18 protein-coding genes are annotated in these 26,374 nt (G+C 35.8%); 7 read left to right on the top strand and 11 right to left on the bottom strand.

Going from position 1 to position 26,374, the window contains the following annotated elements:
• Positions 1 to 40 precede the first annotated feature (40 nt).
• The gene (locus tag ICJ84_RS15500; RefSeq protein WP_394367630.1) at positions 41 to 1,042 is read right to left on the bottom strand and encodes an AAA family ATPase; all 1,002 of its coding nucleotides are present in this window, start codon (positions 1,040 to 1,042) and stop codon (positions 41 to 43) included.
• 186 nt (positions 1,043 to 1,228) lie between these two features.
• Positions 1,229 to 2,368, bottom strand: coding sequence for a DUF4382 domain-containing protein (locus tag ICJ84_RS15495; protein WP_188217327.1), 1,140 nt, complete (start codon positions 2,366 to 2,368; stop codon positions 1,229 to 1,231).
• A 271-nt stretch (positions 2,369 to 2,639) separates the two neighbouring features.
• On the opposite strand from ICJ84_RS15495, the gene ICJ84_RS15490 reads away from it, so the two are divergent.
• On the top strand, positions 2,640 to 3,392 hold the full coding sequence (locus ICJ84_RS15490) for an SDR family NAD(P)-dependent oxidoreductase (RefSeq protein ID WP_188217326.1): 753 nt from the start codon (positions 2,640 to 2,642) through the stop codon (positions 3,390 to 3,392).
• Positions 3,393 to 3,395: 3 nt separating this feature from the next.
• Entirely contained in the window at positions 3,396 to 4,529 is a 1,134-nt protein-coding gene (locus ICJ84_RS15485) for an ATP-binding protein (RefSeq protein ID WP_188217325.1), read from the top strand.
• Positions 4,530 to 4,671: 142 nt separating this feature from the next.
• Here the strand turns inward: ICJ84_RS15485 and ICJ84_RS15480 are convergent, their stop codons facing one another.
• The 4 genes from ICJ84_RS15480 to nhaA form a co-directional block, all read right to left on the bottom strand.
• The gene (locus tag ICJ84_RS15480; RefSeq protein WP_188217324.1) at positions 4,672 to 5,862 is read right to left on the bottom strand and encodes a DUF1501 domain-containing protein; all 1,191 of its coding nucleotides are present in this window, start codon (positions 5,860 to 5,862) and stop codon (positions 4,672 to 4,674) included.
• Between the two features lie 2 nt (positions 5,863 to 5,864).
• Positions 5,865 to 7,244: a DUF1800 domain-containing protein gene (locus ICJ84_RS15475; protein ID WP_188217323.1), complete on the bottom strand. Its 1,380-nt coding sequence runs from the start codon at positions 7,242 to 7,244 to the stop codon at positions 5,865 to 5,867.
• Positions 7,245 to 7,325: 81 nt separating this feature from the next.
• On the bottom strand, positions 7,326 to 8,879 hold the full coding sequence (amaB, locus tag ICJ84_RS15470; protein WP_188217322.1) for an L-piperidine-6-carboxylate dehydrogenase: 1,554 nt from the start codon (positions 8,877 to 8,879) through the stop codon (positions 7,326 to 7,328).
• Between the two features lie 96 nt (positions 8,880 to 8,975).
• Positions 8,976 to 10,292, bottom strand: coding sequence for a Na+/H+ antiporter NhaA (gene nhaA, locus ICJ84_RS15465; protein WP_188217321.1), 1,317 nt, complete (start codon positions 10,290 to 10,292; stop codon positions 8,976 to 8,978).
• A gap of 146 nt (positions 10,293 to 10,438) precedes the next feature.
• Here nhaA and ICJ84_RS15460 point away from each other — a divergent pair, with 146 nt between their 5' ends.
• The gene (locus tag ICJ84_RS15460; RefSeq protein WP_188217320.1) at positions 10,439 to 11,461 is read left to right on the top strand and encodes an isoaspartyl peptidase/L-asparaginase family protein; all 1,023 of its coding nucleotides are present in this window, start codon (positions 10,439 to 10,441) and stop codon (positions 11,459 to 11,461) included.
• On the opposite strand, the gene ICJ84_RS15455 is transcribed toward ICJ84_RS15460, so the two are convergent.
• The gene (locus ICJ84_RS15455) at positions 11,462 to 13,348 is read right to left on the bottom strand and encodes a T9SS type B sorting domain-containing protein (protein ID WP_188217319.1); all 1,887 of its coding nucleotides are present in this window, start codon (positions 13,346 to 13,348) and stop codon (positions 11,462 to 11,464) included.
• 221 nt (positions 13,349 to 13,569) lie between these two features.
• Between ICJ84_RS15455 and ICJ84_RS15450 the strand changes: the two genes are divergently transcribed.
• From ICJ84_RS15450 to ICJ84_RS15440, 3 genes are read left to right on the top strand one after another with little or no spacing between them, the layout of a single operon-like run.
• The gene (locus ICJ84_RS15450) at positions 13,570 to 19,149 is read left to right on the top strand and encodes an alpha-2-macroglobulin family protein (protein ID WP_188217318.1); all 5,580 of its coding nucleotides are present in this window, start codon (positions 13,570 to 13,572) and stop codon (positions 19,147 to 19,149) included.
• A 52-nt stretch (positions 19,150 to 19,201) separates the two neighbouring features.
• Complete coding sequence (pbpC, locus tag ICJ84_RS15445) at positions 19,202 to 21,553, top strand: penicillin-binding protein 1C (protein ID WP_188217317.1); 2,352 nt, start codon at positions 19,202 to 19,204, stop codon at positions 21,551 to 21,553.
• 52 nt (positions 21,554 to 21,605) lie between these two features.
• On the top strand, positions 21,606 to 22,064 hold the full coding sequence (locus ICJ84_RS15440) for a hypothetical protein (RefSeq protein WP_188217316.1): 459 nt from the start codon (positions 21,606 to 21,608) through the stop codon (positions 22,062 to 22,064).
• A gap of 1 nt (position 22,065) precedes the next feature.
• On the opposite strand, the gene ICJ84_RS15435 is transcribed toward ICJ84_RS15440, so the two are convergent.
• The 3 genes from ICJ84_RS15435 to ICJ84_RS15425 are packed head-to-tail and all read right to left on the bottom strand — an operon-like array spanning position 22,066 to position 23,718.
• Entirely contained in the window at positions 22,066 to 22,602 is a 537-nt protein-coding gene (locus ICJ84_RS15435; protein WP_188217315.1) for a YciI family protein, read from the bottom strand.
• Positions 22,593 to 23,063, bottom strand: a complete 471-nt coding sequence (locus ICJ84_RS15430; protein ID WP_188217314.1) for a CYTH domain-containing protein — start codon at positions 23,061 to 23,063, stop codon at positions 22,593 to 22,595. The genes ICJ84_RS15435 and ICJ84_RS15430 overlap by 10 nt, the downstream gene beginning before the upstream one ends.
• Positions 23,050 to 23,718 carry an NAD(P)H-binding protein gene (locus ICJ84_RS15425; protein WP_194408575.1) on the bottom strand — a complete coding sequence of 223 codons (669 nt, stop codon included), beginning with the start codon at positions 23,716 to 23,718 and terminating at the stop codon, positions 23,050 to 23,052. The genes ICJ84_RS15430 and ICJ84_RS15425 overlap by 14 nt, the downstream gene beginning before the upstream one ends.
• Positions 23,719 to 23,774: 56 nt before the next feature.
• Between ICJ84_RS15425 and dinB the strand changes: the two genes are divergently transcribed.
• Entirely contained in the window at positions 23,775 to 24,872 is a 1,098-nt protein-coding gene (gene dinB / locus ICJ84_RS15420) for a DNA polymerase IV (RefSeq protein WP_188217313.1), read from the top strand.
• Positions 24,873 to 24,939: 67 nt separating this feature from the next.
• On the opposite strand, the gene pyk is transcribed toward dinB, so the two are convergent.
• Positions 24,940 to 26,373, bottom strand: coding sequence for a pyruvate kinase (pyk, locus tag ICJ84_RS15415; RefSeq protein ID WP_188217312.1), 1,434 nt, complete (start codon positions 26,371 to 26,373; stop codon positions 24,940 to 24,942).
• Between the last annotated feature and the right edge of the window lies 1 nt (position 26,374).

Raw genomic sequence — 26,374 nt, 5'->3', positions numbered from 1 at the left:
CAATCATCATTAATAAACAAGCGAACTGCAACAGATTCTACTATGGCACTTCGATTTCGTTTACAATTTTATTGATGATATCTACTGAAGTTACATTTTCAGCCTCAGCTTCGTAAGTAATACCAATTCTGTGTCTTAACACATCATGAACCACAGCACGTACGTCTTCAGGAATAACATAACCGCGACGTTTGATAAAGGCGTAACATTTTGCAGCTGTTGCTAAGTTAATACTACCACGAGGTGATGCCCCAAAAGATATTAATGGTTTTAAATCGGCTAGTTTATATTTTTCTGGGTAACGTGTTGCAAAAATGATATCCAGAATGTACTTCTCGATTTTCTCATCCATATACACTTCGCGAACTGCTTTTTGTGCTTTTAATATTTGATCTGTAGAAACTACAGGATTTACTTTTTCCCAGGCCCCTTTTAAATTCGCACGCATAATTAACTGCTCTTCTGCAATTTTTGGATAATCGATAACGGTTTTTAACATAAAACGATCGACCTGTGCTTCCGGTAACGGATAGGTTCCTTCCTGCTCTACCGGGTTTTGCGTTGCCATTACTAAGAATGGTTTATCTAACGGAAAGGTATCGTCGCCAATAGTTACCTGCTTTTCCTGCATAGCCTCAAGTAAAGCCGCCTGCACTTTCGCAGGAGCCCTGTTAATCTCATCAGCTAATACGAAATTGGCGAAAATAGGTCCCTTTTTAATAGAGAAATCGTTTACCTTCATGTTATAGATTAAAGTTCCTGTAACATCGGCAGGCAATAAATCTGGTGTAAACTGAATACGGCTAAAACTACCGTGAACCGCTTGCGACAGCGTGTTAATCGCTAAGGTTTTTGCCAGACCAGGCACACCTTCTAATAAAATATGCCCTTGACCAAGTAATCCGATAAGTAATCTTTCGACCATGTATTTTTGTCCGACAATGACCTTGTTCATTTCAAGCATCAATAAGTCAACAAAAGCACTTTCTTTTTCTATTTTTTCGTTAATTGTCTTAATATCAATAGTACCTGTATCTTCCATCATATTAGAATTTTTAAAAGCCGAATATAATACGCTTATTCGACCCATGCAAATTGTTAATTTTTTTCTACGAACCCTGTTAATAATAGGTTAAAATAAAATTTTTAAGAAGTTAATAATAGGTTAAAACAAAAAAAAGCAATGCGAATTGCATTGCTTTTAATTTTTTAAGTGTTTTACTGAATATTATTCAGCGACTACTAAAGTAATCTCTCCTGCAGGGGTATCAGCTCCTGGAGTTACTGTAACATTAACTGTTTGCGTTACATAACCTTCTGCTGAAATTGTTACTATATAATCTCCCGCTGGAACTTCTTCTAAAAGAAACACTCCTGCTTCTGTAGTATCCATAATCTTTACATCATCAGCAGTATCTTCAGTTCCCATGTCATCTACAACAATAGATACTTCTGCATTCACACCTTCAGCTAACCCTAAAACCGTACCTGAAATAGAACCTGGTTTCATCATTAATACAATAGGCTCTGCAATTGCAGTTATCTCACCATTCACAACTACTACATCCATAGCACTTGCACTTCCGTAATCTGATTCTCCATCAATTGGAGAAACCATAACTTCGTAAGTTCCGGCTGGCACACCCCATAATGCAAAGGCACCATTTTCGTCGGTAATTGCAGAAATCACAAAATCGTCTTCTGTTTCTTCAGTTCCCATGTCATCAACCAATACAGAAGCCATTGCCGGAAGCGCTTCCATTGGCTCTACAGTACCTTCAATAATACCAGAACTTACCTCTGCACTTGCATAAAGAACAGGCTTTAAAATGATATTATCTGAATTTCCTGCCATAACGATAGATTTATCTACATCAAAATCTAATACATAATCATAAGTGAATCCTTCTTCAATAACAGCATCAATTTTTACTTTTAATCCTGATTGCTGAGCACTTGGTGTTTTTAACGGGTAATTCTCAACGTTTCCTTCGTCATCTACCGCAATATCAATAGTATTTCCATCGCCTAACACTAAACGCATTTGGCTTAATGTTCCGGCTGGAATAGGGAAACGATCTACTAATACTTTACTGAAACCTCCGGTAAAGTCTAATAAATTAACCATTCCTCCGGTAGCTTCAAGAGACATCCATCCTTGGTCGCTGTCGCTGTCGTCGTTCATTTTAATCATTACATCAACGATGTTTACATTTACGGCAGCATAATCGCCAGGGGCGTCAACAAGTCGTACTGAAATTTTAGGTGCTTCGGCGCTTACTCCATCAGATTCAGAGTCTTTACAACCAAAAACAAACGTTAATAATAACAGTGGTAAAATAAATTTTAGCTGTTTTAAAGTTTTCATAAGGGTAATTTTTTTTAGATTAACTATGCTATATATACGCGGCAAAATGAGATACGGATTATATACTACTTCCGTTTCTTGAATGCACGCCGACCAAATTGCCTCCCAATTGCATAAAAACAACGGTTTAAATTCTTTTCCGTTTTAAAAAATTCAGATAAACAATTTACCCATTTAATCTTGTTTTTAAGTACTTTTATATACGAATTGCAGAAAAACAGATATAAACTGCAAAATTCTTGATCCTCAGATTTTATAGTTAAAATTTACAATGACAAAAACAGCCTTTATAACAGGAGCTACCAGTGGTATTGGACGTGCCACTGCCTATGAGTTTGCAAAACACGGTATTAATTTAGTCTTATGCGGACGACGTTTGGAACGGTTACAATCCTTAGAACAGGAATTAAAACATTTAACTGAGGTGCATATTTTAAACTTTGACGTTCGTGATAAAGCAGAGACTTTTAATGCCGTTGAAAGTTTACCCAAACCTTTCGATTCTATAGATATTTTAATCAACAATGCAGGGAATGCTCATGGTTTAGACCCGATTCAGGATGGAAGCATTGACGACTGGGATGCCATGATGGACATTAACGTAAAAGGCTTATTATATGTGAGTAAAGCTATTATTCCTCAAATGACCGCGCGTCAATCGGGACACATTATCAACATAGGTTCTTCCGCCGGAAAAGAAGTTTATCCAAAAGGCAACGTATACTGTGCGAGTAAACATGCGGTATTGGCCGTTACCGAAGGTATGCGTATTGATTTGAACCCATTTGGTATTAAAGTCAGCGCGATTAATCCGGGGTTGGTTGAAACCGAATTTTCTAAAGTGCGTTTTAAAGGCGACGACAAAGCCAACGATGTCTACAAAGGATTTGATGCGCTTCAGGCTCAAGATATTGCAGAAATCATCTACTTTGTTATTTCTCGCCCAGATCATGTTAATATTGCCGATATGCTTATCTTTCCAAAAGCACAAGCCAATAGTACTACTGTGAAAAAAGACCTCTAATCTATGATTAACAAACGCCTGCTTATAAAACATCTATTAGCTCATAATGATGAAAATAGCTTTTACGACAAAAAGCGTAAAATTGATATTAGTTTTAAAGAAGGCAAGGCAAAATTTTTAAAACATGTTTGTGCACTCTCAAACAGTAACCCTAAAAACAATTCCTATATTTTAATTGGGGTTGAAGATCAGGACAACCGTATTGTTGGGGTTGATTTTTTTGATGACAGTAAGATTCAGAATCTAATCAACGCATATTTATCCAATCCGCCAATTGTTCAATACGAAAATGTGTCTTTTCCGCATTTACCGGAGGACAAAGTCGTTGGTTTAGTAACCATAAGACCAACCGGAAAGATTACTTCACTGAGAAAAAACATCTGGAAATACTATGGTGGGTCGGTATTTTTTAGGGATGGCAGTATGAGCATGCCTAAAGTATTTGATATTGAAATTAAAGATATCAACTCGAAAATAGTTGAAGCCATTGAAAATAATGCGCAAAATAACATAGAGCACACCTTAAACGGGGTTTTCGACTTTATGAATTTGCACAAAGACTACAATCCGCAATACAAGGTTTTTAAGGAGTATTTTGTAGTTTGCTGGTCCGGGCAAAAAAAAGTCGTCAAAAATGAGACCTTTTATTCTAGAGTCGATATTAAACTTATTAACGAACAGGTTTTACTCTTTTTTTCTGCTCTGGATGAAGTTTCCATAACTATAGACGAGGATTCCTTTAGCATCGTGGAATACGTGAATCTGGGATTTCAAAATATCAATAAATACTATCAACTGGAAGAAACCACCATACGCTTTGAAAACAATGCCAGTTACACTATTGACTCCAAATTACTGTTTGAACCACCGCAATACGATAAAAAGGTGCTACATCACATTTATAACACTAACAATACCATTTTAGAAAAATTAAAAAAAGGATTAACCTTAACTCCGAATGAAGAAATCGATTTAAAAAATTTACCGGTTACCTATTTAATCTGTTATTTCAATTTATTTCATGAAGCGATAGACAAATTAAACGAGGCCAAACCTTATTTGAGAAATTATAGCGAATCGTTATACCAACTTTATAAAGAAACTATTAGAATTTTAAGAAAAGTAAAATATAGTTAACAAAATGTTTCTTAATTTGAAATTAATATAAAAAATTCACATCGTATAAGAAAATTCATTATATTTGAACTGCTATTAATCTTTTTAAGATATGACCTTGTTTCTAAGTGAGCTTGCTCGAACTGAAACAAGGTCTTTTAGTTTACAGGAATTGCAAGTGATTAAATGATCTGGTTAAAATCTTTTCATCATTTACCTCTAACCATTTATTTAATACAGTTGCGTAAATAGTTCTAAAATCAATTTCGAATTTTAAATCACCGTTTTCATCTAAGTTGTTCAAATCCGGAGAATCATTATATAATCCTTGTTTTTTGAGCTGATCCCCAATTACGAAAACATTATTCGCTGTACCATGATCGGTACCTATACTGGCATTTTGTTTTACTCTACGACCGAATTCGGAAAAGGTTAGTATTAAAGTATCTTTAAAAGTATTATTAATTTTAAGATCTTCAACAAAAGCCTCTATACTTTCGGCATATATTTTTAAAAGTCTCTTTTGCGTATTCAACTGGTTTACATGTGTATCAAACCCTCCTAAAGAAGAATAAAAAACTTTAGTTTCTATTCCCGAATTTATAAACTGAGCTGTAGTTTTCAATTGACTTGCAAATTTATTATCAGGGTATGCAGTCTTATTTGAAACCGTTTTTGTGGTTTCATAAATATACTTTGCCGAAGATTGTGCTTCAATCATGGTCTTATACAAATATCCCAAATTATGTTCATTCAAATGGGTATCATTTAGATTTCTTCCCAAATGTTTTAAATAAGGATCTTTAGAAAGATTAAATAAGCTTTGAGGGTTTTTAGTTGCTATGCCATTTAACTTACTCCCCTTTAGAACCAAGGATAAACTATCGTCAAATTCAATTCCCAAATGAGGATGTTCGGCATATTCATCTAAATAACGACCTAACCATCCTGTTTGAGAGTATTTATTGGAATCGGTAGCCGTTTGCCAAATATCCATTGATCTAAAGTGTGAGCGCACAGGATTGGGATATCCAACATTATTTATAACGGTTAAATTACCATTATCATAAAGCTTCTTTAAAGGTAAAAGACTACTATGCAACCCTAATTCATCATTAAGCTTTATGATATCATTTTCAGAAATACTTAAAGAGGGCCGCTCTTTATAATACAAATCATTTCTAAAAGGAATTAATGTATTTAACCCATCGTTACCACCTGATAACTGAACTATAACTAACCTTTTATACCCTAATTGCTTACTTGAAATCTGCTCAAATGCCTTCACAAAACTCGGAACAAAAAATAAACTACTAGCCAAAGAGGATTGTTTAATAAATTTTCTTCTTTCCATAATTAACACATTTGATATTCAGGCAAAGACATAAGTTGAATACAATATTCCTGTTTCGATACTCTACTCAAGGTTTTTAAATATCTTTTCGTATTGCTATGTAAGTCACACAACAACAAGTAGTTTCCTAAATCATTTACTTCTATTTTTTCAAAATTGTCATGAAATATTTCCCAATTATTTTGAACTTTAAATTTCCTCTCTAGTTGTTTTTTAAACGCTTCCTTTCTAACGACTATCATAGCGTCTGATTCTCCTAATCTCGCCTGTGAAATATAACCATCATTAAGTAGAATAGATGGTAATTTTAGACGAAAACTAATAGTATTGCTATCTATCCAGTTTCTTCCCGCTTTCCATCCTGCCACATTTGGCGGATCTAATAACACCTGCCCCATCTGCTTCTGAATAGAAATTAACGATTTGTAATTATTAAAGTTTATGGGTACAACTTTATTTATCCCCACTAAAAACTCTATTGGAGATTTTATTTTATTCCCGATATTTTCTGAATTATAAAACCAATCTGAGCTAAAAACAAATCGCATTAATGTTTCAATGTTATAATCACCATAAAACACGTCTGCCATCTGATTGATGTGCGTTTGATTTAATGAATCATTAACAAAATAACTATATACTTTTTCACAAATAAATTTCGCGCATTGCTTTTGTTCTAAGATAATATCTATGATATCCTCGCCGGAAAAATTGCCTGACTTTCCGAAAAAATACTTTATCGAATCATCATGATTAAAATGCCTTAAAACAAAATCACCCTTTAAATTATGACTATAGCCTGTAAAAGCTTTAGCACTTTCCTTGATGTCCTCTTCTCTATAATGCCCTTCTCCTAATGTGAATAACTCCATAAGTTCTCGGGCAAAATTTTCATTGGGCTTTTGTTTCTTATTTTGCTTAGTATTTAAATATTTGGTCATGGCTGCCTCTTTTGAAACAGCATTAACAAATTCCTTAAAATCACCCAAAGCATATCGGCGTAAAGTATTATTGTACCTCTGAGTATACACTGTATTGTTATCTTCACAGACAAAAATATTAGCCCAAAAAAGTGTCATTTTTTCTCGTAGAAGTTCTGAAGGATTCATCAGTCGTAAAATCCATGCTTCATTTAACTCTAAACTTTTTTTACGACTTAAATCTTGAATTCTTTTTCTATCTCTTGAAGACAGCCTATTGTCCCCATTTAAAATAACATCTAACTCCGATGTATCTATCTTCAATGGGGTTAATTTCTTGGAATTTAAAAAAAGATTATCGATTATTTTTTCCTTTTTAAGAGTAGCCAAAGCAGATAATTCTTCTGGCAATATTCCAAATCCTGCACGCCAATATAAATGTTGAATATGCTTAAGCTTCATAAATAAGAAATTAATTAATACACCATAACACTTTAGACTACAGAATATTGAAAAAGTTTAAAGGCAATATTTTGGTTTAATCTACAAATCAAATTTAATACCTTGTGCTAAAGGCAATTCAGTAGTATAGTTGATGGTATTGGTTTGACGTCGCATATACACTTTCCAGGCATCAGAACCTGATTCACGACCGCCTCCCGTTTCCTTTTCGCCTCCAAAAGCACCTCCAATTTCAGCGCCAGAGGTTCCAATATTTACATTAGCAATACCACAATCTGATCCTGCAACGGAAAGAAAACGCTCGGCTTCTCTTAAATTGTTAGTCATAATGGCTGATGACAATCCTTGTGCCACGTTATTTTGAATATCAATAGCGTTTTCAACGTCTCCTGAATATTTAAGAAGGTAAAGCACCGGTGCAAAAGTTTCATGTTGCACAATTTTAAACTCAGGTTGTGCTTCTGCAATGGCTGGTTTTACATAACAACCACTTTCATAGCCTTCACCAGACAATACACCGCCTTCGACCACTAAATTTCCACCTTCATCAACAACCGCTGTTAAAGCTTTCTTATACAAATTTACCGCCTCTACATCTATCAATGGACCAACGTGATTGGTTTGGTCTAACGGATTTCCTATTCTTAATTGTTTATAAGCATCGACAAGAGCCGTTTTCACCTGATCGTAAATACTTTCATGAATAATTAATCGACGTGTACTCGTACAACGCTGGCCGGCTGTTCCAACCGCACCAAACACAGCACCTATTACTGTCATTTTAATATCGGCATCCGGTGTTACAATAATGGCGTTATTTCCTCCAAGTTCCAATAAACTTTTCCCTAAGCGGGCGGCAACTTCCTGAGCTACAATTTTCCCCATTCGGGTTGATCCTGTTGCAGATATTAAAGGCACACGTGTATCCTTAGTCATAAACTCTCCGACCTGATAATCGCCATTAATTAAACACGAAATACCTTCCGGTAAATTATTGGCTTTAAACACTTCGGATGCGATATTCTGACAAGCAATGCCGCAAAGCGGCGTTTTTTCACTCGGTTTCCAAACACACACATCTCCACAAACCCAAGCCAAAGCGGTATTCCAGGACCAGACAGCCACCGGAAAGTTAAATGCCGAAATAATCCCCACAACGCCTAACGGATGATATTGCTCATACATACGATGTCCCGGACGTTCGGAATGCATGGTTAACCCATGTAACTGACGCGATAAGCCCGCGGCAAAATCGCAGATATCAATCATTTCCTGAACTTCCCCAAGACCTTCCTGATAGGATTTTCCCATTTCGTAAGAGACCAATTTCCCTAAGGCTTCTTTCTTCTCACGAAGCTTGTCAGCAAACTGACGTACGATTTCACCGCGCTGTGGTGCCGGCATCAATCGCCAGGTTTTAAAAGCTGAAGTCGCCGTTTCTAAAACCTTTTCATAATCGGTTTTGGTCGTTGATTTTACCTGAGCTATAAGCTGACCGTCAACTGGAGAATAACTCGCTATTAAATCACCTGAACCAAAATGGTTTGCCCCAGTGGACGTGCCTTCATTTACAGCTTTTACTCCTAAACTTTCAAGAGCTTTATCAATTCCAAACCTTACTGTTTCTGCCTGCATATTTTATCGATTTATTATTAATTTTTACATTATTTACGAATATACCAATTAAATAGCAGTTTTACCGAATATCTCTTCAGAAGACTCCTCCAATATTTATTCTTCTTTAGCCTTAGTTATTTTAACTAAACTCCTAATAACCAAATACCCTAAAATACCGGAAAGTAGTGATCCACCCAAAATGCCCACTTTAGCAGAACTCAACAAAACCTCATCTGTAAATGCTAAATTGGCAATAAATAAGGACATGGTAAAACCTAGTCCGCCAAGTAAAGCAGCTCCTAAAATATGTTTAAAACTTACACCTTCAGGCAAATTTGCTATTCTGGCTTTTATAGCCAGCCAGGACGCCAGACTAATACCTATAAATTTACCTAAAATTAAGGCTACAGCGATTGGAACAGCCAATCCAAAATTGATCTCAGAATCACTGGTTAACGTCACTCCGGCATTAGCAAAAGCAAACACTGGCATGATAAAAAATACAATCCACGGATGTAAATCATGTTCGATTTTTTGTAACGGGGAATTAATACTTTCTGAAGCCATTCTAATATCGATAGCCGCATGCACATGTTCTTCTTTTAAAATATGATGTGTTCTTATATGTTCGCGTTCTTCAGAAAATCTTTTTAAAGAGGTTTTAATCTTTTCAAAGAAACCGTCTAATGTTGTTGTTCTTGTTGCTGGAATTGTAAAGGCCAATAATACTCCGGCAATGGTTGGGTGTATTCCAGATTTTAAAAACAGTATCCAAACGACTACGCTTAGGGGGAAAAAGATAAATTTAGAGAAATATTTTTTCATTCCTAAAATGACCATTATTAATAAAATAACCGCTGAATATAAAATGAGCATTAAATTAATATCGGTAACATAAAATACCCCAATAACAACGACGGCTGCTAAATCGTCAACTATCGCAAAAGCCGTTAAAAAGACTTTTAACCCTAAAGGCACACGTTTACCAAAAAGTTTTAAAACTCCGAGTGAAAAAGCTATATCTGTAGCCATGGGCACACCCCAACCTGATTTTAATTCAGGGGTGGAAGCCATACTTAAATATATAATTATTGGAATAATAACGCCACCTAATGCAGCAACAACAGGTAATGACGCCTTCCTTATGGAAGACAATTCGCCATCTAATATTTCTCGTTTAATCTCAAGTCCTACATGAAAAAAGAAAATAGCCATTAAGCCATCGTTAATCCAAAGATAAAAGGGTTCTGTTAATTCAAATCCATTGTGAATAAATCCAAAAGTAAATTCACTTTTTAATAAATCATGATACATAGCACTCCAAGGAGAGTTAGCTACAAGTAAAGCCAATGCCGTAGTAAATAACAGTAAAAAACTTCCGGAATTGGAAGATTTTATAAATCGATTTATAGGATCCAATATTTTATTCATTTCAAAAACTATATTTTAATTTTCAAGATACAAATTACAACCCCTGCAAAACATGACGTTTATCAGCTTTAATCTGAAACACTTAAGCAGTGTATTAAAATTTAACAGAAAACATTACCTTTAAGATTATCTTGAACCTTTTTATTATGACTAAACTCATTGGCTTACTCTTCGTCATCCTCAGTTGTTTCTCCTGTAAAAAAACAACTGAAAAACCAGTAGAACCACATACCCCAAATCCTCCATTTGCCATCGTTGTTCATGGTGGAGCCGGAACGATTTTGAAGAAAAACATGTCGTCAGAAACCGAAGCCCTTTACAAAGCAAAACTAGAAGAAGCCATTAAAGTTGGTTATAATATTCTGAAAAACGGAGGAAGCAGTTTAGATGCTGTGCAAAACACCATTAACGTCCTAGAAGATTCTCCGCTGTTCAATGCCGGTAAAGGCGCCGTATTTACCAATGCCGAAACCAACGAACACGACGCATCTATTATGGATGGCAAAACCTTAAATGCCGGAGCTTCATCAGGTACAAAAACCGTTAAAAATCCGATTAATCTCGCACGAGCTATTATGGATAACTCGCCACATGTCATGCTTTCTGGTGAAGGCGCCGAACAATTTGCCCACGAGCAAGGTTTAACGATTGTCCATCCGTCTTACTTTTATAACGAAAACCGTTTTAAATCGCTCCAAAAAGTGAAAGCTTCCGAACACATCGCATTTTACGATGAAACTATAAAAGATTCCAAATTCGGGACTGTAGGGTGTGTCGCACTGGATAAAAACGGAAATCTCGCTGCGGGTACATCAACCGGGGGTATGACTAACAAACGCTGGGGACGCATTGGCGACTCGCCAATTATAGGAGCCGGCACCTATGCCAACAACAACACCTGCGCTATTTCGTGTACGGGCTGGGGCGAGTATTTTATACGCTCGGTGGTCGCTCATGATATTTCTGCTTTAATGGAATACAAAGGTTTATCTATTGAAGAAGCAGCCCGAGAAGTAATACAAAATAAAGTTGCTCCCTTAGGTGGCGATGGCGGCATTATCGGGGTCGACAAACACGGTAATATTGCTATGGAATTCAATACAGCAGGCATGTACAGAGCTTCCCTTGATACTAATGGAAACTTACTTGTTAACATGTATAATGATTAACTAATGCTTAAGTGTAAAATGCCCAGTAAATTTTTGATCTTCGATTGTTATTATATACCAATAATCGCCTGATGGTAACAAAACATTATTAAATGTACCATCCCAAGAAAAAGCACCTTCAGAATCGAATTTTAATAATTTACCATATCTATCAAAAATAGAAACACTATAACTATTATAATGTTCTATTCCTTTAAGATTGAATTTATCATGAATACCGTCGCCATTTGGAGTAAAATACTTTGGAATATAAAAATGCAAATGTTTAGAGGTTAATACTTCCGTACAACTATTTTCTTTTACATAAACCGTGTATATTCCACCATCTAAAGCAGAAAAAACATTATTTGATTGAAAAGAAAAACCATCAATAGAATACAAAAAGTTCCCTTCATTAGCTGTTTTAACAATTATATTGCTTCCGTCGGAAATAACATTGTAAATAACAGGGTTATCAATTTGAATAAGTTCAACTGTTTTGGTAACTGTACAATTGTTATTTGAAACCATTACTGAATAAATTCCAGGTTGCGATACACTAATAGCCTCAGTAGTCTCTCCATTATTCCATAGGTAAGTAATAAAACTGGTTGGATTTTCAACATTTGCATTTAAAGTAATAAATGTGTTCTCACAAAACTCTAAACTTTCATCATAAACTATAGGCCTTTCAAAATACGTTACAGATATACCTGTCCTTTCTTGAGACACACAGCCGGCTATTTCGCTTTGGGCTTCAGCATAATAAATTCCAGAGGACATAGGCTTAAATGTGTTACTATTTTCCAAAAGCAAATTTCCTCCATTTTCAGCATCATACCAATTCACCAAAATACCACTTTTAAAAGCTACACTTAACGGTGTTAAATCGTCTTCACATAATAGCAGATCTCCGTTACTAACCGGGGCTTCGGGGAAATCGATAATTTGAATTTCAAATACATCGGAAACCGTGTTACAGTAATCATTATTAACATTTATAGGATCCTCAGCTATTTTTGTTCTAAAAAATGTTGTTTCTATTAATGCTGAAATATTAAGCTTTTCATTAGTTTCTCCAGCTATATCCTCCCAAACTACACCGTCATCACTCTGTTGCCATTGATAAAAATGTGTCGAAAAAATAGAATAATCTGGTTGTGCTGAAAGTTGAGTAAAATAGGGCAATTGGTCTTTACACAAATTTGCTTGACTATTATCTTGTTCATCAATAACGGTAACAGAATCTCCGCAGGATTTAAAAACAATATCGTCTATTGCCAAATCATTCCCACATCCACCAACTCCGTTATTAATCATTTTTAAAATAACTGAGGTTTGTCCTGACAACGCCTGAAATACCAAGGCATATTGCTCCCAATTAGGACTTGAAGTCCCGTAAATATTTCCAGTGTCTCCACTCGCTAGTAAATTAGTATCGCTACTATCCCAAATTTGAAACTTTACATTTATTGGAATGCCATTGCCGCTACAACCAGAAGCAGGCAAAAGGTTCAACATCCATGCAGAAAATTCGTAAGTTGTATTTTCACAAAGTCCGGTAATCGAGGTTTTATAAAATTCACCAGCAGTATAACTGGCATTTACAATTAACATTCTACCATTGTTATCATTTAACGAATGATCATTTATAACATGCCAACCATAAGCATTAGAATTGTTCGAAACCGTATAAAAACCATCATTAGGTCCGCTATTTGCAAATAAATATGTTGTGGTTTCAGCTGGAAGTTCGACACTTGCTAAACCTGCCCCAAATGTTTCGGTAAAAATAGGATCTCCGGAGTTTCCTGAGCAAAACCCAAGTTGTCCATATACTTTATTTGCTGAAACAAACAGAAAAATCAGTATAAAAGTTAATTGAAACTTCTCAGTAATTTTAATCATCAATAAAAATAGTCTTTAAGAAATTCTTAGTTATATCTTCTAGCAATATACAACGATTGCAGAATACATTTTTGCAAACTCATTTATAAAACGTTGAAATGCAAATAACAAGTGTTATTACTAAAAATTAAATTAACATTAAAAACTTTAGAATTACATTTTTGACGGAAATATTACACAATATTTTCATTAAATTCGTTAGCGCATAAAACCTCGTTAACATGTCTTTTAAACATATTATAACTCTTGTATTAAGCTTTGTTCTTATTTTTTCCTGTAAAAAAAAATCAGGTGATCAAAACACCGACAATCTCTTTAAATTCAAAGACTATGTTAGTTACACAACCTCAGGAAGAGTTTCTGTTGCCGATCCTATAGTAATTAGTTTAAGAAAAGATGTTGAAAATTGGGTTATAGGTCAAGAAATTACAAATGATATTATTAGTGTTAAACCTCATATTCAAGGCAAATTAACTGCTACCAATGCACATACCCTATCCTTTAGTCCCGACGAACCATTAGAATCTGATACAGAATATACCGTTACGGTAAAACTCGATGCCATTTATAAAAATATCACAAAGGAATTTGAAAGCTATACTTTTCAGTTTAAAACTATAGAGCCTAACTTCAACATTATTACCAATAATTTACAATCGTACAGTAAAACATGGCAATATATAGAAGCCACCCTAAAATCGGCCGATGTTATTTCTTTAGATAAAGCCAAACAATTGGTTGAAGCTTCGCAAAATGGAAAAACATTAAAATTACAATGGAACGAAACCAGCGAAAATACCAGAATTTTCGATTTTAAAATTGACAGTATTCATCGTCTGGTAGAAGATTCAGAAATTATTGTAACATGGAATGGTAAAGCGATAAGTGCAGACAATACAGGAGAAAACAAAATCAATATTCCAGGAGTTAATAATTTTTCAATTGTTAATATTGATGTTATACAGCGTCCGGAGCAATCGCTAATTATCAATTTTTCCGATCCTCTAAAAAAACAACAAAATTTCGATGGTTTAATCAGCATTCAAAACGCTAAAAATCCAAAATACATTGTCGATGGTAACGTTTTAAAAGTTTATCCTAACAGCCGATTAGTGGGCAACGTATCTATTGACATTTTTCAAGGCATCACCAATGTCGATGGTTATAAACTTAAAAAACCATTTTCTGAAACACTATCTTTCGAAGAATTAAAACCTCAGGTCAGACTAATTAGTAACGGTAATATTTTACCAAATTCCAAAGAATTAAAATTTAATTTTGAAGCCGTTAATCTGAAAGCCATCGATGTTAGAATCATCAAAATTTTTGAAGATAACGTACTTCAGTTTTTACAAGACAATAACTTAAACAGCAACAGCGCAAACGATATAAAACGTGTTGGGCGTCGTATTGCCAAACAAACCATTTCTTTATACCAGGAAGGTGATATTAACGAAGGAAAATGGAAAGCTTACAGCATCGATTTATCAAAATATTTTAAGGCTGATGCGGGTTCAATTTATCGTGTAGAATTGAGTTTCAGCAAAGAGTATTCCCTGTATAATTGTGATGATTATACACCAAGCATTTCTGATGACGATTACTATGAAGATGATTATTACTATGACGAAGATGACCTTGACAGTAATTCTGACTACAACTCTGAAAATGAAGATCAAAAAGAAGAAGCCTACTGGGACAATTTAACCTACCGCTATAAAAACTATACTTACAACTGGCGCGAACGCGATAACCCGTGCCACGACTCCTATTATAATGAAGAACGAGTGGTATCTCAAAACCTGCTGGCCTCAAACCTTGGTGTCATTGCCAAAAAAGGTAGTAACAACAGTTACTTTTTTGCTGTAACCGATATTTTAACTACCGAACCGGTGGCAAATGCCGAAATTAAACTATATAATTTTCAACAACAGGAAATTAACAAAGTAAAAACCGATAACGAAGGACTGGTTAACGTAAATACCAATAAGCATGTCGCTTTTGCCATTGTTTCTAAAGCAGAACATATTACCTACATTAAACATCAGGACGGAAACTCACTATCTCTTAGCAAATTTGATGTTTCTGGCAGCAAGTTACAGCGTGGTCTTAAAGGGTACATTTATGGCGAACGCGGGGTTTGGCGTCCAGGAGACACCTTATTTCTAAGTTTTATTTTAAACGATAAAGCAAATAAATTACCGCAAGGTCATCCGGTAAAAATGGAAATCACAGACCCTAATGGCAAACTCATTCACAAAAATGTAACGACAGAAAACATCAACAACTTTTATCGCTTTACAGTACCCACCTCAACCGAAGATAAAACAGGTAACTACACAGCCAAAGTATCGGTTGGCGGAGCGACATTCCATAAAAGTTTACGCATTGAAACCGTAAAACCAAACCGATTAAAACTTAAAATCGATTTTAAAAACGACATATTAACTGCGGACACACCTGTAAACGGGCTTCTAGATGTGAAATGGCTACACGGCGCTCCGGCTAAAAACTTAAAGGCTGAAATTAAAGCTAAGTTCAGTACATCATATGCTGGTTTCGAGAATTATAAAGATTATGTATTTACAGATCCTACACGACATTTTTCATCAGAAGATATTACCGTTTTCGAAGGTAAAGTAGATGAACAAGGTCAGGCAACTATTAACAGCAAATTAAACGTTGGTAAAAATGCTCCAGGCTTATTAAATGTGCAGTTTTTAGTTCGTGCCTTCGAAAATGGCGGTGATTTTTCCATGGATGCGTTTACCAAAACCTATGCCCCCTACCCTTCTTTTGTTGGTTTAAAATCTCCAAAAGGAAATCGCTATGGCTCTTTTTACACTGGTAAAAATCAGAAATTCGATGTCATTGTTACTGATGCTGATGGCAGACCCGTTAAACGAAATAATTTAGAAGTAAAAATTTATAAAATTGAATGGCGCTGGTGGTGGAGTTCCTCTTACGATAATCTTTCAAGCTATGTATCCAGCAATTATCATCGTCCGTATTTAGATCAAAAAATCAATACCGATGCCAATGGTAAAACCCATTTCACTTTAAATATTCCAGAAAGCGAACGTGGTCGTTATCTTATTCGTGTTATCGACCCTGTTAGCGGACATGCTACAGGGCGCACGGCATATTTCTATAAAAACTGGAATCAAACAGCGCCTTCATCAGATAAAGAAGCCGCTAAAATGTTAGTCTTTTCAGCCGATAAAGAAACTTATAATGTTGGGGAAACCGCTAGAATTACCTTCCCGTCCGGTACAGAAGGTCGCGCCTTAATCAGCATTGAAAATGGCTCTGAAGTGGTTTCATATCAATGGATAAAAACAACTCAAAATGAAACTACTGTAAATATTCCAATTACTCCTGAAATGGCTCCGAATGTATTTATTAATATTTCATTATTACAACCACATGCCATTACAGCAAACGATTTACCTATTCGTTTGTATGGTGTTATTCCAATACTGGTTGAAAATCCAGATACCCGACTGTATCCTGAAATAAAAATGCCAAATGAATTAAAACCGGAACAGGAATTTAAAATTGAGGTATCAGAAAAAAACAAAAAGGCCATGACCTATACCATTGCAGTTGTTGAAGAAGGGTTGTTAGATCTAACCCGATTTAAAACGCCAAATGCCTGGCATACGTTTTACGCTCGGGAAGCTTTAGGTGTAAAAACCTGGGATGTTTTTGATGATGTTATCGGGGCTTACAGCGGAAGCATAGATCAGGTATTTGCCATTGGCGGCGATGGCTCTGCGCTTGCAGGAAAAAACAAAAAAGCCAACCGTTTTAAACCCGTTGTTACGTATTTAGGTCCTTTTTCGCTTGAGGCCGGAAAAACAGCTTCACACACACTAAAATTACCAAATTACATAGGAGCTGTTAGAGCTATGGTTATTGCAGGTAATGCCAATACAGAGGCCTACGGAAGCAACGAAAAATCCGTTCTAGTTAAAAAGCCTTTGATGGTTTTAGCAACGCTACCGCGGAAATTAAGTCCGGGTGAAAAAGTAACTTTACCGGTTACCGTTTTTGCTATGGATTCAAAAATAAAGCAGGTTAATATTAAACTCAAACTGAGTAATGGTATTGAAATTTTAGGAGATAAAACTAAAACATTAAATTTTAAAAATCCTGATGAACAAATGACTTATTTTGAGTTAGATGTTAGCAAAGCAAAAGGATTCAGTACTATAGAAGTAATTGCTTCTGGTCATGGAGAAACCGCCTCGCAAAAGGTAGAGCTTGATGTGTTTAACCCAAACCCTGTAAGCACTAAAATGACTAATCAGGTTTTAAATCCGTATGAAACCAGTGCTTTGGAATTTTCTACTTTCGGGGTTTCGGGAACCAACACTGCTACTATAGAATTTTCAACCTTACCTCCAATGGATTTCTCTCGTCGTTTGCAATACTTAATACAATATCCTCATGGTTGTCTAGAACAAACGACTTCGAGTGTATTCCCGCAGTTATATTTAAATGACATTTTCGATTTACCTTACGAAAAGAAAAAAAACATTCAGAATAATATTGAGAATGCCATTAAACGCCTTGGTACTTTTCAGCAACCAAATGGTGGTTTAAGTTATTGGATAGGCGAAAACACGACCAACGATTGGGGAAGTAGTTATGCAGGACATTTTATGCTGGAAGCCGAGAAAAAAGGTTTTGTTTTGCCTCTTACCTTTAAAATCAACTGGTTGAAATACCAAAAACAAGCGGCTCGCGACTGGCGACCAAGTTACACCTCTTACAATTCTGACTTAGCTCAAGCTTACCGACTATACACTTTAGCGTTGGCCGGACAAGCCGATTTAGCTGCTATGAATCGTCTACGTGAGTTCAATGAACTATCTAATGAAGCCAAATGGCGATTAGCGGCTGCTTATGTTCTTGCGGGACAAAAAGAAGCCAGCGAAGCCATATCTAGCAAAGCTAATATTAATTTTACATCGGCTTCATACGATTATTACACTTATGGTTCGGTTGATAGAAACAGAGCCATGGCCCTGGAAACCATGGTACTTACTAAACACCCTAAAACCAGAGAAATTGCCGAATATATTGCCAAACGTTTATCCAGTAGCGATTGGATGAGCACCCAAACAACCGCTTATAGTTTATTGGCTATGGCTAAAATGGTAGAGGTAAATGGTGGCAAAGCCATTAATCTGGAATACACGATTAACGGAAAAACAGAAACCATCAATACGAAAAGCACTATTGCTCAACGCAACTTATCCATACAGGATGGCAACAATACCTTGAATGTTAAAAATCATTTAGGCAATGTCGTTTTTATTAACCTGATGAATTCGGGTAAATTACCTTTAGGAGAAGAATTAATCGAGCAACGCGGTTTAAATATTTCGGTAGTTTATAAAGATTTAAAAGGCAACACCATCAACATAAATAACCTTCATCAGGGACAGGATTTTGCAGCTATGATAACTGTAAATAATTTAAAAGATGAACCTGTTAATGATATTGCTTTAACTCAAATTTTCCCATCGGGTTGGGATATCTTCAACACCCGTTTTACTGCTTTTGGAGACAATACAACAAATCCGGCACGTTATACCGATATTCGAGACGATCGTGTTAGCTTCTATTTCGACTTAAATAAACGAGGAAAACAAAGCTCAAAAACTTTTAGTGTTTTACTAAATGCATCGTATTTGGGCACTTATTTTTTACCGGGAATACAAGCCGAAGCCATGTATGACAACGATTATTTTGTAAGAACCAAAGGGCAGTGGATAACTGTGGAGAAATAAAATTCCTTTTAAGGGATATTACTCAACCTGAAAGCTCAATATTACTTATAACTTGAATACTATTGTATCTTATATAAAATATCACAAAATTAAATCGGCAATTATACTGGTTTTGTTAATTGCCTATTATTTCTGCTTACCAAAAGAACTATTTAAAGCTCCAACGGCAACCGTTATAACCAGCAACAACAACGAATTACTTGGAGCTTTAATAGCAAATGATGGCCAGTGGCGTTTTCCGCATAACGATAGCATTCCTGAAAAATTTAAAACATGCATCCTTCAGTTTGAAGATGAATATTTTTATTACCATTGGGGATTCAATCCGGTTTCCATTTTCAAAGCCCTGCGCGACAATCTAAACTCAAAAACCGTTAAGCGTGGCGGCAGCACTATTACGCAACAGGTTATTAGATTATCCCGAAAAGGACGTTCCAGAACCTATTTTGAAAAACTAAAAGAACTTATTTTAGCTACTCGTCTTGAGTTCAGAACTTCAAAAAACAACATTCTATCGTATTACAGCAGTAATGCGCCGTTTGGCGGTAATGTCGTGGGGTTGGATGCTGCTTCCTGGCGCTATTTTAATCGCGATGCGCATCATCTATCCTGGGCAGAAAGTGCCACCTTAGCCATACTTCCTAATGCTCCAAGCTTAATTTATCCAGGGAAAAATCAAGAAATCCTGCTTAAAAAACGCAACCGTTTACTTAAAAAGTTAGTACAAGACCAAATTATAGACTCTTTAACCTATACTCTTTCTGTTGAAGAACCCCTTCCTGAAACACCATATCCCTTGCCGAAAATAGCGCCTCATTTATTACATAAAATTGCTAAAACTCAAAATGGAAACCATATTAAAACAACCATTGATATCTCGTTACAAAAGCAAGTCAATTACCTCGTGAAATCGCATTATAACACATTAAAACAAAACGAAATTTATAATTGTGCCGTTTTAGTTTTAAATGTTCACACCAGACAAGTACTTGCTTATGTTGGCAACACCCCTACAGATAAAGCCCATCAAAAGGATGTTGATATTATTGATAAACCCCGCAGTACAGGCAGTATTTTAAAACCATTTTTATTTGCAGCTATGCTTGATGCTGGTGACATACTACCTAATACTTTAGTTGCCGATGTTCCCACACAATTTGGAAGCTACAACCCAGAAAACTTTAACAAAAGTTATGATGGTGCTGTACCTGCCAGTAAAGCCTTATCGCGTTCTTTAAATATTCCTGCAGTTAGAATGCTTCAGGAATTTGGTATCGATCGTTTTTATCAATACCTAAAAACTTTGAAGTTAAAAGATTTAAAATACAATACTAATCATTACGGTCTTTCACTTATTTTAGGTGGTGCTGAAAGTAATTTGTGGGATTTATGCAAAAGCTATGCTTCGCTGTCTTCCACCTTAAATCATTATAACGAAACCTCCAGTGAGTATTTTACTCGTGAGTTTTGTGAACCTACCTTTTTAGCCTCAGAAACCATCAAATTTGGAAAAAAAACAATCGAAAAAACACTATTTGACGCCGCTTCAATTTACTTAACTTTTGAAAGTTTAAAAGAAGTTAACCGCCCTGAAAATGACGATAACTGGGAATTTTTTGATAACTCTAAACAAATAGCCTGGAAAACCGGCACCAGTTTTGGGTTTCGCGATGCCTGGGCCATTGGCACAACCAAAGATTATGTGGTTGGCGTATGGGTTGGTAATGCCGATGGTGAAGGCCGTCCGGGTTTGATTGGCGTACAAACCGCAGCCCCAATTTTATTTGATGTTTTCGACCTTTTACCACATAGTCCCTGGTTTTCTCAACCTTTTGATGAAATGCATCAGGCAGAAATATGTAAACAAAGTGGCTACCGAGCATCTGCTAATTGCGACGACACTCAACAAGCATTTGTCCAACTAAGCGGCTTAAAAACGCCTCCCTGCCCATATCATAAACTTATTCATTTAGATCAAACCGAACAGTTTCAAGTCAACTCATCATGCGAAGCGTATAGTAATATAAAAACCAAATCATGGTTTATCTTGCCCCCGGTAATGGCTTATTATTATAAAACTAAAAATCCGTTTTATAAGTCACTTCCTAAATTTAGAGACGACTGCATTGATTATAATACAGCCAGTATGGAATTTATTTATCCGGAAGAACACAATAGTGTTTTCTTACCAAAAGATTTCAACGGCAAAACAAACGAGCTCATTTTAAAAATAGCGCATTCAAAACCTGAAACCGAAGTGTTCTGGTATTTAGACAACCTCTATTTAGGAACTACAAAAACCATACATGAGTTTGCTATAGTTCCAGAAAAAGGAACCCATATCATTACAGTTGTTGATGCACTTGGTAATGAAACTAAACGGCGCATCGACATTTTAAAATAATTAAACGCAACCTTTTCTTACTTTTGGTATCTATATATAAAATACAACCGTTATGAAAATTTCAAGTCTTCTATTATGTCTATTTATTTTGTTATCTGGTTGTTCTGATAAAGACAAAGAGAGTATTGACTGTTCCGTTATTTACATTGGAAACCCTTTACTCCTCCTAAAAATAACAGATACAAACGGAAATAACTTAATAGAAAATGAAACCTATACTGCCGAAAACATTTCTATAAATTATAATAACAATACGATAAATGATGTTGTTATTGATGATTATCCGCAATTAAACGCCTTTATAAATGTACCGTTATTTGGCACCGATATAGAAAGAACTTTCAAAATCAATCTTTCTGAAACCGAAACAGATGTTTTAATTGTAAACGTAACATTAGAAGAAGGTATTTGTAAATATATATTTACCATTCCTCTCTCAGGAACTTATAACGGTAATAGTATAACCATTGAAAATTACAACAACAATTATCTTATCACCGTTGTAAAATAAACTATCTTAAAGGAAATCCTTTCGCGGCCCACCACGGATGAATTTCAACAATCAAACGTCCTGCTTTTACCATCGGGTCGGCATTTGCTAAACTATCAGCCATTTTTTGAGTAGGAACGTTGTAAATAGTAATACCTCGAATATCGCCATCATCTCCAAAAGGTCCGGAGATATCGGCATAACCTAATTCATACATTTTACTTAAATGATCGAGATGTGCTTCCTGTAGTAATTCGGCTTCTTCTTCGTTTTGAGAACGTATTGGTCCGCTTTTTAAAAAAGCCATAAAGTACTGTTGCATTAAAATGGTATCCTGCGTTTTTTCGTCAACATAATCGAAAGTTTTAAAGCCTTTGGCTTTAAGTTCATCTTTAATTTGTTGCGTAGTTTTAACCACTGGTTTTTCAACAACTTCAATCGTATCTTTTACTTCTTCAATAGGCTCAGAAATGACTTCTGTCTCTTTTGGTTCATTTTTACAGGCTATAAGGGTCAGTAGTAACACAAAAACCGATACTGTTCTTTTTATTATTTCCATAGTTTAAATGGGTGTTTACTTAGTTGTGAATTGTAATATTTTATTTCACCGGTGACTTCTGTTCCAAGCCATTCCGGTTTTATAAATTGATCTTCTTTGGTCTCTAATTCCACTTCGGCTACAATAAGCCCATCATTATCGCCATAAAACTCATCGATTTCGAACGTATGCTTTCCAGCTTTTACTTCATAACGCGTTTTATCAATAACGCCTTCTTCACAAATTTTAAAAAGTGCTTCAGCTTCAAGTGCTGTGATTTCCTTTTCCCATTCAAAACGCTCCAATCCATCGCTTGACGACGGACCTTTCACCGTGATAAATCCTTGTTCCCCCTTTAAACGCACACGAACGGTTCTAGCCTTGTCGGTATTTAAAAATCCTTGAACTATTCTGGTTTGCTTAAATGCTTCAGCTTTAAAAGCTGTAGACTTTACTAAAAATTTACGTTCAATTTCTATCATTTAGATTAGCTATGCTTTTAATTTTATCTGAAGGAATACGGTTTTCTTTATAAATATTATTATCCAGCCACACCATTGCTCGTGCAATTGTCTCAGGCTCTATCGATTGGTATTTTTTCAATTTGCCAATCAATAAAGGGTTTATCACTCGCATAACCCATTTAGCTAAAGATTCTCCCAGACGCTTTTCTTCTCTGTTTCCTGCAATTAATGAAGGTTGTAACAAAAAGGTGTTTTCAATCTTCTGAGCCAACACATCACGTTCCATGTCACCTTTTAATCTGGAGTAAAATACCGAACTATTTACATGAGCTCCTAAAGCTGATACCACAATAAACGTATTGATGTTGCTACGCTTACACATTTGCGCAGCCATAACCGGAATACCATAATCTACTTTGGTATACATGTCCTGATCTGGCGTTTTAGCCTTCGTAGTCCCAACGCAACAGAACACCACATCGGCTTTAAATCGACCTGAACTCACTTCAAGATTAAATAAATCAACGATATACTCTTCCAGCTTAGCGTGTTTTACTCCGCAGGATCGTCGGCTGAAAACAATAACTTTTTCATACCTGTCATCTTCTAAAAGCAGTTGTAAAACCAGCCCTCCAACCAGTCCCGTAGCTCCTAAAATAATTGCTGTTTTCAAATTATTGTTTTTAATGAAAATCGTTTGCTTTGATAAAGATATTATAAATTTACAATATGCTACCGACCTCTAACATAAGAAAAATTATTCATGTGGATATGGATGCTTTTTATGCGTCTGTAGAACAAATGGACAATCCTGAACTTAAGGGAAAACCCATTGCGGTTGGCGGCGGAGGTAAGCGTGGTGTTATTAGTGCCGCCAGTTACGAAGCTAGAAAATTTGGCGTGAAAAGTGCCATGTCTGGAACATTAGCAGCTAAATTGTGTCCAGATTTAATTTTTGTACGTCATAACTTTGAACGTTATGCTGAAATCTCAAAGAAGATCAGAAAGATTTTCTTGGAATATACCGACCTCGTGGAACCTCTATCTTTAGATGAAGCTTATTTAGATGTTACCCACAATAAAAAAGGCAACCCGAGCGCGTCACTAATTGCCAAAGAAATTCGTGAGCGTATTTTTAATGAAATCGGATTAACGGCTTCAGCAGGCATTTCCATCAATAAATTTGTAGCGAAAGTGGCCAGCGATTACAACAAGCCTAATGGACAAAAAACTGTAAATCCGGAAGAGGTTATTGAATTCTTGGAACAGTTAGACATTCGAAAGTTTTACGGAGTTGGAAAAGTTACCGCTGAAAAAATGTATCAGCTAGGCATCTTTACCGGAATGGATTTAAAACAAAAATCTATTGACTATCTCGAAGAACACTTTGGCAAATCGGGCACGTATTATTACTATGTGGTACGCGGTATTCACAATAGCGAAGTCAAACCCAATCGGATTAGAAAAAGTTTGGCAGCCGAGCGCACCTTTAGCGAAAATCTTTCCAGTGAAGTGTTTATGTTAGAAAAACTAGAACACATCGCCGATGAAGTTTCACGTCGATTATCAAAAAGTAAAGTATCAGGAAAAACAGTAACCTTAAAAATAAAATACAGCGATTTTTCATTACAAACCCGAAGCAAGACCCTACCTTATTTTATTAATGATAAAGCATTAATTCTCGATACAGCTAAAGAGTTATTGTATCAGGAAAAACTAAAAAATTCAGTACGCCTTTTAGGTATTTCATTATCTAATTTAAATACCGAAACCAAAAAAGAACCGGATCAAAAAAGCGTAAGTGTGCAGTTAAAGTTTGGATTTTAATCATAATTAAAACAAAAAAGCCGCTTAATGTCTCAAGCAGCTTTTAAATTTATATTTTGAATACGAGTTACTTTGTAATCTCTCTTACGCGCAGCGTATTTACCATACCTTTTTCAGCAATTGGCATTGAAGCTAAACTCACTACCATATCTCCTTTCTTAACAAAACCTGCGTTCTTAGCGATACGGTTAATGTCGCCTACGGTTTCATCAGTTGAAACAAACTTATCGTAATAGAAAGCTTTAACTCCCCAAAGTAAACTTAACTGTGTTAAGATACGTTTGTTTGGCGTAAATACTAAAATATGGCAAGAAGGTCTCCATGCAGAAATCTGAAATGCCGTATACCCACTATTGGTTAATGTTGAAATAGCTTTAGCATCAATCTCGTTGGCCATTAATGCCGCGTGGTAACAAATCGATTTTGTAATAAAACGTTTTGTACGCACGTGAGGCGGTAATTGTGGCACCTGAATTAATGGAGAATCTTCTACATTTTTAAGAATATTCGCCATTTGCTTAATCACCTGTACCGGATACTGACCAACAGAAGTTTCACCTGAAAGCATTACTGCATCAGCACCATCCATCACCGAGTTAGCTACATCATTTACTTCAGCACGTGTCGGAGTTAAACTGCTAATCATCGTTTCCATCATCTGGGTTGCAATGATTACTGGAATTCTCGCCTTTTTAGCACGTAACACTAATTGCTTTTGAATTAATGGTACTTCTTCGGCAGGAACTTCAACACCAAGGTCTCCACGCGCTACCATTAATCCGTCACAATTTGCCACAATAGCATCAATATTTTTAACTGCTTCTGGCTTTTCAATTTTTGCTATAACAGGAATTTTATGCTCACTGTGTTTCTCAATTAAATCACGCAACTGCTGTAAATCTTCAGCGTGACGCACAAACGATAAAGCAATCCAATCAACATCCTGACTAATCGCAAAAATCGCATCTTCAATATCTTTTTCCGTTAAGGCTGGCTGAGAAATGTTTGTGTTAGGTAAGTTAACCCCTTTCTTAGATTTTAATGGCCCACCTTGAATGACTTTCGCTTTAACTTCTGAATCACCATCAGTCGACACTACTTCAAAGATTAATTTGCCGTCGTCTAAAAGAATTCGTTCTCCTGGTTTAGCATCCTGAGGGAATCTTTCGTAAGTCATGTAAACACGCTCTTTAGTTCCTTCGAAACGCTCTCCTGTTGCAAATACGATTTCATCACCTGGATTTACAACCACTTCTTCCTTCATAACCCCTACACGAAGTTTAGGACCTTGTAAATCGGCTAATATCGCTGCAGAAAACCCAAACTCATCATTCAGTTCACGTATCATTTTAATACGCTCGGCAACATCGTTATAATCGGCATGTGAAAAGTTAATTCTAAAAACATTAGCGCCTTCTTCAAGCATTCCTTTTAGAACTTCTTTGGTACTTGTAGCAGGCCCTAGCGTTGCTACTATTTTGGTTTTTTTATTTAATGGCATT

Origin of the sequence: Aestuariibaculum suncheonense, assembly GCF_014596935.1 — a bacterium.
Taxonomy (GTDB): Bacteria; Bacteroidota; Bacteroidia; order Flavobacteriales; family Flavobacteriaceae; genus Aestuariibaculum; species Aestuariibaculum suncheonense.
The sequence above is the reverse complement of the archived record's forward strand: the minus strand, read 5'-3'. Positions and strand labels throughout refer to the sequence as shown.

Bases quoted from the DNA above. Each gene is read 5' to 3' on its own strand.
- dinB (WP_188217313.1), top strand. From the start codon at position 23,775: ATGCTACCGACCTCTAACATAAGAAAAATTATTCATGTGGATATGGAT.
- ICJ84_RS15485 (WP_188217325.1), top strand. From the start codon at position 3,396: ATGATTAACAAACGCCTGCTTATAAAACATCTATTAGCTCATAATGAT.
- ICJ84_RS15450 (WP_188217318.1), top strand. From the start codon at position 13,570: ATGTCTTTTAAACATATTATAACTCTTGTATTAAGCTTTGTTCTTATT.
- ICJ84_RS15430 (WP_188217314.1), bottom strand. From the start codon at position 23,063: ATGATAGAAATTGAACGTAAATTTTTAGTAAAGTCTACAGCTTTTAAA.
- ICJ84_RS15480 (WP_188217324.1), bottom strand. From the start codon at position 5,862: ATGGAAAGAAGAAAATTTATTAAACAATCCTCTTTGGCTAGTAGTTTA.
- ICJ84_RS15500 (WP_394367630.1), bottom strand. From the start codon at position 1,042: ATGGAAGATACAGGTACTATTGATATTAAGACAATTAACGAAAAAATA.
- ICJ84_RS15495 (WP_188217327.1), bottom strand. From the start codon at position 2,368: ATGAAAACTTTAAAACAGCTAAAATTTATTTTACCACTGTTATTATTA.
- ICJ84_RS15490 (WP_188217326.1), top strand. From the start codon at position 2,640: ATGACAAAAACAGCCTTTATAACAGGAGCTACCAGTGGTATTGGACGT.
- ICJ84_RS15475 (WP_188217323.1), bottom strand. From the start codon at position 7,244: ATGAAGCTTAAGCATATTCAACATTTATATTGGCGTGCAGGATTTGGA.
- ICJ84_RS15435 (WP_188217315.1), bottom strand. From the start codon at position 22,602: ATGGAAATAATAAAAAGAACAGTATCGGTTTTTGTGTTACTACTGACC.
- amaB (WP_188217322.1), bottom strand. From the start codon at position 8,879: ATGCAGGCAGAAACAGTAAGGTTTGGAATTGATAAAGCTCTTGAAAGT.
- nhaA (WP_188217321.1), bottom strand. From the start codon at position 10,292: ATGAATAAAATATTGGATCCTATAAATCGATTTATAAAATCTTCCAAT.
- ICJ84_RS15440 (WP_188217316.1), top strand. From the start codon at position 21,606: ATGAAAATTTCAAGTCTTCTATTATGTCTATTTATTTTGTTATCTGGT.
- ICJ84_RS15460 (WP_188217320.1), top strand. From the start codon at position 10,439: ATGACTAAACTCATTGGCTTACTCTTCGTCATCCTCAGTTGTTTCTCC.
- pyk (WP_188217312.1), bottom strand. From the start codon at position 26,373: ATGCCATTAAATAAAAAAACCAAAATAGTAGCAACGCTAGGGCCTGCT.
- ICJ84_RS15455 (WP_188217319.1), bottom strand. From the start codon at position 13,348: ATGATTAAAATTACTGAGAAGTTTCAATTAACTTTTATACTGATTTTT.